Below are 14,276 nucleotides of genomic sequence, written 5' to 3' on the forward strand. Positions count from 1 at the left end.
GTTTCCGCCACCTTTTGGAGGCAGAAAAATAAATCCCAAAGGTCGCAAACAGGCCGAAAAAAGGGAAAAAAAGAAAGGTTAAATTATGAGTTACAACAAATTGAAATCATTGGTAGCGAACGTGGAAGCCATAGAAACGGCAATGAAAATCCAAGTTCAAGGCAGGCAGGCCACTGCGGAAGAAAAAGAAATTTTATCCCGATATTCTGGTTTCGGGGGTATCAAAGAAGTGTTGAATATAGGTACGGACAAGCCCATAGGTGGTGATATGCAAGAACCGATACAAAGATTGCAGGAGTTAATCAATGCTTACCCTCATTTCACAGAACCCATGCGACACAATGTCATAGAGGGTATCAAAGCATCTGTACTGACAGCATTTTACACTCCTAAATTCCTTGTTGATGCAGTGGTGCGGCAGATACACGCCACGTTCAGCGAAAACGGCCTCAAAATGCGTTCATTTCTCGAACCGAGTGCAGGTATAGGCGGTTTTCTGCCCATAGCCATGTCCGGCACGTATGACTATGCCATTGAGAAAGATCTCATTTCGGGGATGATACTTTCCCTGCTCCATGAGAACACGCTAACACGGACGGCTGCATTTGAAACCATTGGAGAACAAGGTTTTGAGCATACAACTTTCGATGTCATAGCCTCCAACATCCCGTTTGGCAATTTCCGGGTATTCGATGCGGAGCTGTGGAAGAAAGGCGGTATGTACGAACAGGCCACCAAGACCATACACAACTACTTTTTTGTCAAAGCGATGGAGTTGTTGAATGAGGGTGGATTATTGGCTTTCATCACATCGAGGGGCATAGCCGACACGCCCGGTAACAAGTTCGTGCGTGAATATCTTGTAAATCATGCAGACCTGATAAGTGCAATCCGTCTGCCCGATATGCTTTTCATGCAGACAAGCGGTATAGAGGTAGGCAGTGACCTGCTGATATTCCAAAAGCACACGCACAAGACGGTACTCTCACAACGGGAACAACTGTTTTTACAAGTAGGCAGGGAAAAGGCGGACGCCATAGGCACAATGACCGAATACGCCAACAAATTGTTTACCATGCCGAAAACTACCCTTGCAACAGGTAGCCGCATTGTACAGAACCAATACGGAAAATATGTGCGCAAATACCAATGGCAGGGAAATGAAAATGCCATGTCGCAATATCTCGCCGCACTGCTGAAACTCGACTTTGGCCGATATTTCCGCAAAAGTCTTTTCACTGGGAACGGACAGGGCAGCGAACATATGCAAATGTCCCTTTTCGGGAATGTAGCGATGAAACAAGTAGAAAAAGGTAAACGAGCCTACACGGATGGGGTGGAAGCATGGATGAAAGACGGCGCAATGGTACTGTTTGAGGGCCAGGTGGGTACTATCCAATATCGAAAATCAAGTCTTTATCAAGAGGTAGCCATTGATTTTGTGCCGGTGGACGAGGGTAAGGTCAATACAGATAGGGCGAAAGACTATTTTCCTATACGCAAAGCATACTTTGAACTGTCAATCAAAGAAAGGGAAGAACAAAAAGAGGATAACGGGTTGCGTAGAGAGTTGAACGCCCGATACGATGCCTTTGTTGCCAAATGGGGCTGTTTCCACGAGAACGACAACAAGGAGTTTATCATGCTTGACAGCCTCGGTGTGGAAGTCTTTACAATAGAAATGCAGCTTGGAAAGGATTTAGTCAAGTCCGATATCATGCGTGAACCTGTGGCGTTCAAGAAGATAGACTCGAACAAAAGGCTGACACCGATTGAAGCGTTGGCAAGCAGCTTGAATTTCTACGGCAGGGTTGATATGGACTACCTGATGCAGTCCACGGACAGCACCGAGGAAGAAATCATCGGCGACCTCAAAGGTGAGATATTTTACAATCCTGCTATTGGGGAGTGGGAGCACAAAGGCAAGTTCCTTTCAGGCAATGTCATAACCAAATGCAAGGAGATAGGTTCTTACTTGTCCGAACTCACGGACAGGGAAAAAGATTGGACGGAAACTGCTGTAAGGGCTTTGGTGGATGCGACACCCGAAGCGATACCCTACGAGGAACTCGACATTAACATGGGTGAGCGTTGGATTGACACAAAGTTATACGCCGATTTTGCAACTGAACTTTTCAAGGTAGAGACAAGTGTAATGTATTTCGATGTGAACGACACCTACATGGTACGTCTGCAAAGTTACTCTCCGGTGGCTTACAACACCTATTTCGTCCGCAACTATAATGGTGAGGATTTGTTTGTTCATGCCCTGCATGATACTGTACCCGAAATTACGAAAAAGATATACCGCAATGGTGATAAGGTGCGTGTGCCGGACGAGGAAGCCATACAAGAGGCAGCCACCAAGATACAGGAGATTAGAGACCGTTTCAACTGCTGGCTTGACAGGCAGCCGATAGAGGTTCGGGACGAGCTGGTAAGGGTATATAACGAGCGTTTCAACTGCTATGTTAGGCCGCACTATGACGGTTCGGCACAAACCTTTCCGCAGCTCTCTTTCGGGCAATTTCCATACGATAGCCTCTATCCCTCACAGAAAGATGCTATCTGGATGATTAAGCAGAACGGAGGCGGTATCTGTTGGCATGAGGTAGGCACAGGCAAGACGATGATAATGTGTGTTACCGCTTACGAAATGAAACGTCTCGGACTGGTACACAAGCCGCTTATTATCGGACTGAAAGCGAATGTGCACGAAATTGCTGATACGTTCCGCAAGGCATACCCTACGGCCAAAGTTCTCTATCCGGGCAAGGAAGATTTTACCCTTGCCAACAGGCAAGAGGTCTTTTCAAAAATCAAGAACAACAACTGGGACTGCATCATACTGACCCACGACCAGTTCGCCAAGATACCGCAGTCAGAAGAGACCATGATAGATATATTCACGGAAGAGCTTGCCGATGTGGAACGTAACCTTGAATTTTTGGAGCAGTCCACCATGCGTTACCGTAGCGGAAAGATGCAGGAGGGATTAGAAAAGCGCAAACAGAACCTTGGGGCTAAATTACAAGAACTGCGTATGAAAATCAATAATCGGAAAGACGATGCTGTGGACTTCCACACAATGGGAATAGACCATATTTTTGTAGATGAGTGCCATATTTTCAAGAACTTAATGTTTCAGACACGCCATAACCGTGTGGCAGGTATCGGCAACACCAAAGGCTCTCAAAGGGCAATGAACCTCTTGTTCGCCATTCGTGACATCCAACTTCGTACAGGTCGTGACCTTGGGGCTACGTTTCTGTCGGGTACGGTGGTCGTGAACGCCCTTACCGAACTATATGTGATGTTCAAGTATTTGCGTCCGCAGGAGCTTCAACGGCAACGGATTAGCTGTTTCGATGCGTGGGCAGCCATATTCACAAAGAAAACGGCAGATTATGAGTTGAATGTGACAGGCTCGGTGAAGCGCAAAGAGCGTTTCCGTACTTACATCAAAGTACCGGAGCTGGCAATGTTCCTGCGTGAGATTACGGATTACTGTACAGCCGACATGATAAATCTTGACGTGCCTGAGAAGAACGTGCGTTTCCTCTCTTATCCCCCGACAATCGAGCAGGAGGAAATGATAGGACGCTTGATTTCTTTTGCCGGTAGCGGCCAGTGGAAGGACTTGGGACTTGACGTTCCGCAACCCGACAATCTCGATAAGGCAAAAATGCTGGTTGCGACCAATGTAGCCCGAAAAATGGCTCTTGATATGCGCTTGTTGGGTTGCAAGTTCAAGGATGATGCCGATAACAAGGCTTCTATCTGTGCGAGGACAATCTATGACTACTATATACGCTCGAATGACAATCGGGGTACACAGTTCGTGTTCAGCGATCTTGGTACATACAAACCGAACGAATGGAACATATATGCCGACATCAAAGAAAAGTTGGTACAACTCGGTATTCCTGCTGATGAAATACAGTTTATCCAATGCGCCACTACCGAGAGGGCAAGAAAAAAGCTGTTTGAAGAAATGAACAACGGCAAGGTGCGAGTTCTTTTTGGAAGTACGACCATGTTAGGCACAGGTGTGAACGCCCAGCAAAGGGCTGTGGCAGTGCATCACCTTGAAATACCTTGGCGACCTGCTGACATGGAGCAACGAAACGGCAGGGCGGTACGCAAAGGCAACACTGTAAAGCTGTGGGGTGGCAATGTGGTAGATATTGTAATTTACGGCACGGAAAAGACCCTTGACGCCTACAAGTTCAATCTGTTGAGAAACAAGCAGATGTTTATCAATCAAATTAACAACGGCACAATCGCCGTGCGTCGTATTGACGAGGGAGGCATGGATGAGGACAGCGGTATGAACTTCGCCGAGTTCGTGGCTATTCTGTCAGGCAATAACGACTTGCTGAACAAGACGAAGCTCGACAACAAGATTATGCAGCTTGAAAAGGAACAGGCTATTTTCAAGAAAGAACGCATCCGTGCCGAGCGTAAAATAGCTGCCGGTCAGGGAGAAATCGAAAAGGCAAAGCGTACTGAGGCCGATTTCAAGAGGGATTTGGAATACATCAACTCGTATAATGGGGCAAAGGCAACCCTGCTTTTGAACTTGCCGCAAGCCAGTACCGAGGAAGTTGGCCGGGAGTTGCACCGTATCGCCAAGACCTACCGCAACGGAGCGTATGGTACAGTTGGCACGTATGCAGGGCTAAACTTGTTGGTGCATAGCGAGTATAATATGGACGGTACGTTTGACCGCAATACATTCTTTGTAGAGGGTATAAGTGGATTGAAATACCGATGCGGTCTGAGCGGTGCGCTGCCGCTTGGTTTTGTTGAGTCGGCACAATATCCGCATGGAGCATTAAGCAAATTGCCCTCTCTTATCGAGAAGCAACAAAAGGCGGTAGAGCGGATAGAAAGCGAAATTCCCACATTGCAGGACATCATTTGCCGTCAGTGGAGCAAAGCCGATGAACTGTCAAGGCTCAAACAGGAATGTAAGGAACTCCAGCACAGGATTGATGAAAGCCTGAAAGAGGCCGAACAACCGCAGGCTGCCAAACACGAAGCTATTGCCGAAGCTGCTTGACATAATCATAATTCAACCGTTCCCTCTGCATGGTCGCGATGACTGGGCAGAGGGATTTTTTTGCGCTCCGGTCTGCCGACGGCTCTACTCTTTTATGGCATCCTTTCTCCCTTTATAACCTCCCGATTCCCCGCCACCACCCATTCTCATTTATAGCTATTAATATCTTCTGTTTTTAGTCAAATAGAGATAATATTCTTTCATCGCATATCCGTTTTTTGCGATACGCCATTTTTAGCTTCTACATTGGTGGCAATGTATCACTTTTGCCTTCACACCTCCTAATAGCTTCAATCAAGGCATCTTTTAATCTTATGAAGGCAAGTTTATCCACTCCTTTTGATATACTGATTTCATTACCGACCAAATCTTTCAACTTGAGTAAACAAGGAACATCTGCCTTATATCTGTCTCCCACATCTTGTAAATCATAGTCAAAATTATAATGATAAGCAAGAAATTGCGTAAAAGTATTTCTGCTTTTATTGCTTAGTTTGCAGATAGCATCAAAAAGAGCATTGGCATCTTCATATGCAAATATAGCACGAAGTTCGTATGTACAACTTTTATCTGGATAAGGCAATCTGTCTATGATTATAAGTTGTTCTACTGTTCCTTCAGTCAAATTACGCAGTGCTTTTTGCATTTGATCCGGCAACTCATTTATCTTTGATTTCATCTTCTGCAAGAAATAGTCCACAATATCATCCGTTATTGGGGTTTTGGAATCTGTGGTTATATAATTACATCCACTAATAAAAAGCCCTCTTAGCTGATAAAGTTCCTCTAAACAGGTTTGGCTATCAATCATTTCTGCTATTCTTACTTTTATTAAAGAGACATAAGCCTGTATAAAATAGAAAATGCCAATAGCGTGAAAGTATGATAGATACGCAATACTATAACCAAGTTGATAAGCATCTTTTATCTCTCTATCCAATATGGATGTTATAGTATCTTGACAAATTCTTTCAAGTTTTTGCTGCTCCATATCGAAAAAGCCGGATAGCATTTCCCAAGGTTTCAATTCTTTTTGCTTATCCCTTATCTCCGTAACAATAAATTCTACAAGTGGAGCACCTGTGATAATATATTGTATAATAGCCGTAACATACTCCGGATTTAAGACATTATAAATTAACTCCTTGTTCAAAGAGTGATATTTTTCCCTTAGATGATGTATCCTTTGCTTATCTTCATTATTATCTTGGAGTAGTGAAATCCGACAATCTCTACTCCAATTACAAATTACCTCTTTGTTCTCACTATTATTATACTCTGCATACACTGCAATAAATGACCCAAGAATATTTTTAAGAAAGATATTATCCTTTTCAACCAGCTCGGGAGGAAGTTTGTTTAAGTGGCTTTTAAAATCATATAAACATTGTCTCAAAACCCGTAAGTTATCGGATTTTGTGCACATAAAACAGGCAATAATGAAATCACGCATTTCTTTCAAATAATCGGATACCGGTACTTCGCCAAGGAAGTATTCGATGGCTTCTTCTATGTCAGGTTGTATTTCAAATTCCCTACCTATGGTCTTTTCCTTAAACTCATCCCATACAGCCTTGGGAAGTTTTTCAAGGTGGTTCTCATCTCCAATTACGACAACATGACAATTACAATGCTCTACAAAATAGTTGATAAAGCCTAACAATTCCTTCATCTCTATCAGGCACCTTTCGATGTCATCGAATATCAGAAACTTTACACCTTTTATACTGTCGTCTTTCACTTGTAGTAACGACAACGAATCCAGTGTTGCGGAAAAGGAACCATCCTCTTTAGAGTCTTCATTAAAATCCATACTTGTCTTGAAGACTACCTTACCGGCTAATTTCAAAACTCCCTTTATGAAACGCCCCGTTTTCGAATAGAAGAAAGGATTTAATTCCCTATCTATAGCTGTCTTGATGTCATTCACGCTATCCATTCCATAGGTCGAAATATAGATGGGCTTTAGCGTAATTTCCTCGTCGGTATCTGCGGTTCCATCAAACCTCTTCTTCCATTCTTTTATAAGATGAGTTTTGCCACATCCCCATTTTCCTTTCAGCATCACGGCATACTGAGGATTAGTATTATCAGCATAGCTGTTTAAAAAATCAAGAATCAAAGTATTCATACCTTTGTTATTAACATAATTCTATTTTAACTCCATTGGAAAACAAAAATGTAGCAATAAGAACATTAAATATTGAAATAGTAAACGACGCTGCAAATCCATTATCACCACATCCACAATGAACAAAGTTAGTGATATTTCTTAATACAATAATATCCAAACAACTAAATTTCATGTTTCTTCTTTGAAAGATCCAATAAAGGCTTGCAGGAATCGTCAGTCTTACCATTGATTGCTTAAATATGCGTCTCCTATCATAATAATACCCGCAGAAAATGTGATGGTGGAATACATTTGGCGTTTCCTGTCAACATTGTAAACCTCTTTGTAATATACGATATACGCATATTTGAACTCCACGACACGAAAGATTGAATTATCCTTAGTGTTGTAATAAATCACCTTGCCGCTTATCGCTTTGAAAGGACTGTTTACCATTGCTTCAAGAATAGTAGTTTCTCTGGTAGATTCAACGGTAATGGTAATACGTCCGCCAATAACATTTGTCACTGGCCTTCCTTTATTATCTGTCTTGCGGTTAAATTCAATATGTGATGAAATCACTTCTATATCCTTCCCTTGCAAGCACACGGTTGCCTTTAATTCTGCCATGCTGATCTTATTATTTATTATAAAACCAAGACATTTCGCCTTGGTTAAAGCAGTCAGACCGCTTTCAAGACAAGAAGGAGGATATCATATTTCGCAAATATAGAATTTTCCTTTGAACATAACAAACAATCAATTAAATTTATTAACCAGCAAAATAGAAGAAACTCTATTTACAGGCTATCCTCCCTTCTAAGTATTATTTATACAAAGTAGAGAAATGCTTGCAAGTTCAAGATGTACCACGAAATTAAGACTTGATGTAATTTTTTCAAGCTGAGAGCCGAGCTATCCGTGTAATAGCTCGGCTTGTTTTTTTTAAAATGAGGGAAAGGTTATTTAGGCAGATGATATTTGTCCTTTATATGCTCGGCCACGTGTTCGACTTCTGGAAACAACGTTGATTTGTCTATGCCGAGAGCTTCAAGCTGCTTCCTGATTTTCTGTTTCTGCGCTTTATTGATGATGTACACTTTGTATCTGAAGTTAAGCTGTGCAGGCTTGCTTTTATTGCCATTGATACCATAAAGGAAAAATGCCCCGGACTGCCGGATTATGCGAGGATTGTCAAACATAGGTTTCACGCAAAAGACTCTTTCAATATCCTTTGAGTCGATCACATTTTGGAAATGAGGTTTCTCGTACTTAATTTCATGCAGAAGATAGGCTATGTCTGGTTCATCATTAAAATCTTCACATTCCAAATCCCGAAGGGATTCGATACTGAAATCTATTGGGCGTTTTGCAATATTGGATACAACACTCACCGCATCGCTGTCAAAATATTTAATATCTGACGTTTTAACTTCAAACCGGAATAGTTTACCGTCAACATCTTCATTTTCACATGCAAAATACAGAGCTACCAAAGGATTTGTAGTGATATCCAAGAGTCGCGTCGGCAAAGAATAATGCTGCATCTTGACCAATTTTTCAAAGGTGGATGTATATCCTTTGAAATCAGCCGGACATTGGGCAATAATATCTTTGAATATTTTATCCTCATTCTTTATTAAAAGCTCTTCTCGATAAATGGAGGGTATCAATCCGAAATTCTTATCTGACTGTCCTCGATAAAAGATATGGTAATCTATATTGTCCTCTAACTCGTTCTCAAGTTTTTCTAATAATATTTTGATACTATCAATGTTGGATGAATCCCTCTCCGGAGTATAATTATATGCCTCGTATGAAATCTCCCACGGATGCTTTCCAAAGGTCTTGACTATTTTTTCTGACAACTCACTATATGATGCAAAGCTATCATAAGTATAGCCCAGTTTCTTGCTTCTTAAATACGATGAAGTGTTGGAATCCAAAGGAACATATTTTTCTGGATTAGCGTAGAACAGAACAATGCTGAGCTTTCCCTTTCCGACACTTTTAATGTTCAATGCCGTTTGAAAAAGTCGTTCATCTATTTTTCCTTCTTTTACCTGTCCGAACAATTTCCATAATACATTTATATCATTATTGCCCCTGATTGTCTTCCATGGGAATAGATGCACTTTCATGGGATGGGTTGTCGGGATGCCTGATACATCTGTTGGTTCTGGACAACTAAAATTTAGCTTATGCCTTAAATCCTGTAAGATTTCGACCCTTTTTTCATTGGAATGAAACTTGTTGAGATACGCCAAGAATGTGAACGGGTCTATTTCTTGCAGTGTAATCTCTTTGCCTCTTTCTGTGCCATCACGAAAACCGGTAATACCAATTTCTTTTAGCGTAGATATAAGTTCTGGCTGGCTATTCTGTTTTCCAAGTAACCAATCGGATAATTCTTTATAGAACGGTATCCATGTAAATTTATTTTTCATTATGTCATGGTTGTTAATTATATTTTACGAAAAGGCAAATCATTATGATTTTACCTTACTTTGTTTGTTATGTCAACAGTAGATGTTTAGGTTAATGAAATTCAAATAATTACATAAGGCCGAGCGATTTATTCGTTTACTTAAATAACTGAATACCCTAATTTAATATCTCTAAGGATATTATTAGGCAATGTTAAATTTGAATTTAATAAAATAGAAATAATTTTATCATAATTCTCTACATTGTCTCGAATGCCCTTTATGTCATCTAATGTATTTATAATAAATAAATTTAAATTATATATAAAGGATTTCTTCATAAAAGAGTTGGAGCCTATGACACTATTGTTTAAGAGTTCGTAAAAGACACTCCTTTCAAGTGCATACAGATTAACAAAATCAAGTGGATTAAAGAAATAATAAGCATAAATATCCATAGGTTTATAATATGGAATCGATAAATTATCTCCTGTTAAATATTTATATGCCATAGTCAGCATATTATTTATCACAGATATATCTTTTTTATGATTATATCTTTCAAGATTTAACAAATCAATTATTTCATAATATATTTGATTGATATTTTCTTTACGATAGTATATTCCTTTAGTAGATAAATGGAACTTCGTTACTACCTCTTCTGAAGCTGGAGCAGTAAATAAAAAAGTTTTATATAACTTATCTCTTAGACTTTTTTTATTACTAATCTGGGAGCGATTCACATTAATAATATTGAGATAAGAATATAATTTAGCATACTCATTTTCGCAAGAATTACTATTTATTGGCGAGAAGAAAAGTGTTATAATAGACTTTATAAAATCTAATATATATAGATATTTATACAATACTATTCCATTGTACTTATTGTAGATACATTGTTCTAATAGAGAAGAATATTCATACAAATAGAAAGTAGGGGAAATTCCAAACAGCACATTGAATCTCTGTTCGGAAATTTTAAATTTATCATTTTTGCTATTTATCTTAGAATATAAAGCATCTATAATGTGATTGTCTAAATGATTCATCGTTATTTTTGTTGATAATGTATCTGTTTTCGTTTACCTTTAACTATTTTATATACAGTAATAGATTTGATATATTGATTAAAGTTTTCCAGTATTCCAACTCCTATTCCCATCGCACCTGGTTCATTAGACTTAACTAACACTTTATCCATATTTTTACTTTCCCCTCCAATCATATTCTCATAATCTAAAACACGGGGCTTAATAATGCTATTTACCACATCATCATTCATATCAAGAACAACTTCAAGTCCATTAACATCACGATATGAATTATCCATGGTTGATATCCATTTTGCACCTCGTGAACCATTTATGCCTCTTACTAACCCACCATTTTCAAGTGTTGATTGTACTTCTCGCTCTGACATATTACGCCTAAACTTTATTAATCCGAGGATATCTATAAAAGATAATGTGTCATCGACATACCCGTATAGGTTAAGTATTCCGCCAGCCAACCCAATCGGATCTTGCGAGACATACATTCCCATCTTCGGCGAGTAGTACCTGAACCTGTTGTACGCCAGCCCTGTCTCCCGGTCATAATACTGTCCCTGGAACAGGAACGGTACCATCCCCTTGTTGCCCGTCTCCTCGATGACGTTCCCGTCCATGTCGAGCACCCGGCTCCACACCTCGTTGCCCTCGGCATCGTATGCCTCCGTCGGTGTTCCGAGCTGGTCTGTCAGTATCGAGTAGGACCTGCCTTCCTTTATCATTGCCACCGGCACGAACGACTCCTCGTCGAAGAGCCATACTGTCATGTCGCAGCGTTCCGTGTCCGTGCGCCACCTGTTCCCCATAACGGAGTATTCCCTGCGCCGCTTCCACTGGTGCAGCGGCACGTTACCGTTCCACACCCACCGTGTCACGGTCGTGCCGAAGCTCTTGGAGAGCCTGCGCCCGAGCGCGTCGTATGTGAACTCCACCTCCCTCTTGTCGGGCCGCACCACCTTTGCCAGAGAGCCGTCGGCGTTCCACCGGTATCTCCAGCGGTCCTTCTTGCCGTCAAGCCACCTTCCCGTGCCGAGGTAGCGTTCCGTCAGGTTGCCGTCAGCATCGTACTCGCAGTGCCATTCACCGTCCTGCTCCAGCCGTCCGCCACCGAGGTAGCGGCGCAGCCTCATGTCCGGGTCGGGATACAGGTTTCCCGTCTGGTCGCTCTTTCTCCACTGCTCCCTGCCGTCGGGATATTCCGCCCTTTCGAGCTGTCCCGTCGGGGTGTAGGAGTAGCGGGTCTCGCCACGCCTGCTGTCCTCCACGGACAACAGCCTGTCGGCGACGCCCCAGCGGTAACGGCGCATATGCCGTGTGCGCGAGTCCTTGCGTGTGCGGGCATCCACCAGACGGCCTATGTCGTCGTAGGCGAACGAGCGGACGACGCCTCCCGGAAGGATGCGCTCCACCTCGAAGCCCAGCGTGTCGTGGCGGTGTGCCGATTCCCACGAGCCCGCGCCGTCGGCGTCGCTGCCACCGGTGGCAGTGAACCCCTCAAGCTCCCCGTAGCCGTTGCGGGTGTAGCGCAGCGAGGCCCCCGCCGTGCTGTCGAGCGTGAGTATCCTGCCGGTATGGTCGTAGGTGCGGAGTATGGTGTTGCCGTCGGCCGTTTCCCGTGTCGGAAGTCCCAGAGAGTTGTACGCGAACTCCACCGTGCTTTCCCCCCTCGATGCCTGCACCAGCCTGCCGGACAGCCCGTAGGCGTAGGTCTGGTCGGGGTCGCTGGCCGTGGGGTATGAGACGCGCGTCACGCGCGAGCAGGCGTCATAGCCGTATTCCCTTTCCGTTCCCGACGGCAGCGTCTCCCTGACGACGCGTCCGCCCCTGTCACGCAGGTAATGACGGACGGCCCCGTCGAAGCCTTTCTCGGCGGTGACGTTGCCCACAGCGTCGAGGGCGAACTCGTAGCTCTGGAGCCTCTCGTTTGTCACACGGCGCAGGCGTTCCTCCCGGTCATAGCGGAAGTTAACCACGCCCCGGTGGTCGCGGCGCCTTGTCAGCTTCCACATGCCGGAGTAGCCGTACTCCACGTGCTGGACGTTGTCACGGTATCCGGTGAGGTTGTCTATCCCGTCGTAGGACAGGCGTATGTCGTTGCCGTCGAAGTCGAGCACGCGCACCACGCGGCCCACAGGGTCGTATTCCCTTTTCTGCACCGCACCCTTGGGGTTGGTGACGCTCACGCACCTGCCCAGCAGGTCGTAGCCGTACAGCGAGGTGTTCCCCCGGCTGTCGGAGGCTTCCGTGAGGTTATGGAAACGGTCATAGGCGAGCCTCGTCACCACGCCGTAGGGGTCTTTCACCGATGCCACCGCACCGTTGCGGTAGGTCATCCTCGTGACGGCACCTTCGGGGTTGGTGCGGCTCACCAGATTGCCGGAGCGGTCATAGCCGAACTCCCACGTGCCGCCGTCCGGCGTGGTAACGGATACGGGACGGTTGCGCAGGTTCCCCTTGCCGGGGTACACGGCGGACACGCTGCCGCCGCACGGGTCGGAGCTGTCGGTGCAGTTCCCCCAGCGGTCATATCTGTACAGGGTGCTGTTACCGAGCGGGTCCGTCTGTGCGAGGAGCCGGCGGCTGTCGTCGTAACGCCACAGGTGTTCCCCGCCGTTGGCATCGACCTTCTTCCACACAAGGCCGCCGCGGTGGTGGTACACCGTCAGCTCCCCGTGGCTGTCGAGCACCTCGGTCACTCCCTCCCGGAACGTGAGCCTGTGGTCGTATATGCCGCCGTCGCCCCACGTATGCACGCAGCGCGAACCCACGCCCGTACCGTCGTACTCGAAGTACCACGCAAGGCCGTTGCGCCATGTCTCCTTCACGATGAGCCTTCCGGCATACTCGTATGTCATCACGTCGCCCGCCGCGTTGCGCTGGAGGGTCATGTTGCCGTCGGCGTCGTACTCGTAGGAGGCGAGGGTAATCTCTTTCTCCGGATCTTCCGGATGCGGGCCGCATATCTCAAGGATGCGTCCGCTTCTCGTGTCGTGCTCCACCCTCAGGCGGCGGCCCGCGCTGTCGGTGATGGAGCGCAGCAGGCCCTCTTTCGTGTAGTCGAAGCGGATGCCCAGACCGTTGCAGTCGGTCACGCTCTCAAGCAGGCGCACGGAATCGTACTCCTTGCGCGTGAAGCGGTAGTAGAGGTCCTCGGCCATGTCCCACACGCAGTAGCCGCCGTCCCGTTCCAGACGGGCCTCCTTGCGTTCGGAGAGGATGAACGAGGGTTCCTCCGCTGTAGGCAGGGGGAAGGCCACCGGGATGCCGTCACTCATGCGGAGCGTCAGCGTGCCCTCTTCCGTGTCCGCGACGACGCCCATGTCGTAGGCGTGGTGCCACCCGTTGCCCAGAGGACCCCGGTAGTCGCTGCGGCTGTACCACGTGCGCTCCCATGACAGGGGCACCGGGCCGTCGAGCCAGAAGTCCTCCTCGTCGGTGAAGAACGTGCCGCTGGCCACGTCCACCGGGTGGCCCGTGACCGTACAGATGGCCTTGTGGAGCATGTTCTTCAGGGATTCGCTCTTTATCGTCCTGTTGACCTTGCTGTGCAGCCTGTCCGCCAGCTTCCTGGTCTTTTTCTTGTAGAAACGCCCGAACGCCCCCGTGCATTTGCGGGC

6 protein-coding genes are annotated in these 14,276 nt (G+C 45.3%); 1 reads left to right on the forward strand and 5 read right to left on the reverse strand.

The features are described from left to right. The first annotated feature begins 85 nt into the window (after positions 1 to 85). The gene (locus DXD04_RS11035; RefSeq protein ID WP_117673227.1) at positions 86 to 5,065 is read left to right on the forward strand and encodes an N-6 DNA methylase; all 4,980 of its coding nucleotides are present in this window, start codon (positions 86 to 88) and stop codon (positions 5,063 to 5,065) included. Positions 5,066 to 5,306: 241 nt separating this feature from the next. On the opposite strand, the gene DXD04_RS11040 is transcribed toward DXD04_RS11035, so the two are convergent. The 5 genes from DXD04_RS11040 to DXD04_RS11065 all read right to left on the reverse strand — a co-directional run. Further along, entirely contained in the window at positions 5,307 to 7,196 is a 1,890-nt protein-coding gene (locus tag DXD04_RS11040) for a P-loop NTPase fold protein (protein WP_117673229.1), read from the reverse strand. 222 nt (positions 7,197 to 7,418) lie between these two features. Then, the gene (tssD, locus tag DXD04_RS11050; protein ID WP_117673231.1) at positions 7,419 to 7,808 is read right to left on the reverse strand and encodes a type VI secretion system tube protein TssD; all 390 of its coding nucleotides are present in this window, start codon (positions 7,806 to 7,808) and stop codon (positions 7,419 to 7,421) included. Between the two features lie 332 nt (positions 7,809 to 8,140). Next, on the reverse strand, positions 8,141 to 9,625 hold the full coding sequence (locus DXD04_RS11055; RefSeq protein WP_117673233.1) for an FRG domain-containing protein: 1,485 nt from the start codon (positions 9,623 to 9,625) through the stop codon (positions 8,141 to 8,143). A 140-nt stretch (positions 9,626 to 9,765) separates the two neighbouring features. After that, positions 9,766 to 10,659 carry a hypothetical protein gene (locus tag DXD04_RS11060; protein WP_005777294.1) on the reverse strand — a complete coding sequence of 298 codons (894 nt, stop codon included), beginning with the start codon at positions 10,657 to 10,659 and terminating at the stop codon, positions 9,766 to 9,768. A 2-nt stretch (positions 10,660 to 10,661) separates the two neighbouring features. Next, on the reverse strand, positions 10,662 to 14,276 hold a 3,615-nt coding region (locus DXD04_RS11065; protein WP_259299546.1), incomplete at its 5' end, for a DUF6531 domain-containing protein.

The sequence above is a fragment of the Phocaeicola plebeius genome (assembly GCF_003437535.1).
Lineage (GTDB): Bacteria > Bacteroidota > Bacteroidia > Bacteroidales > Bacteroidaceae > Phocaeicola > Phocaeicola plebeius_A.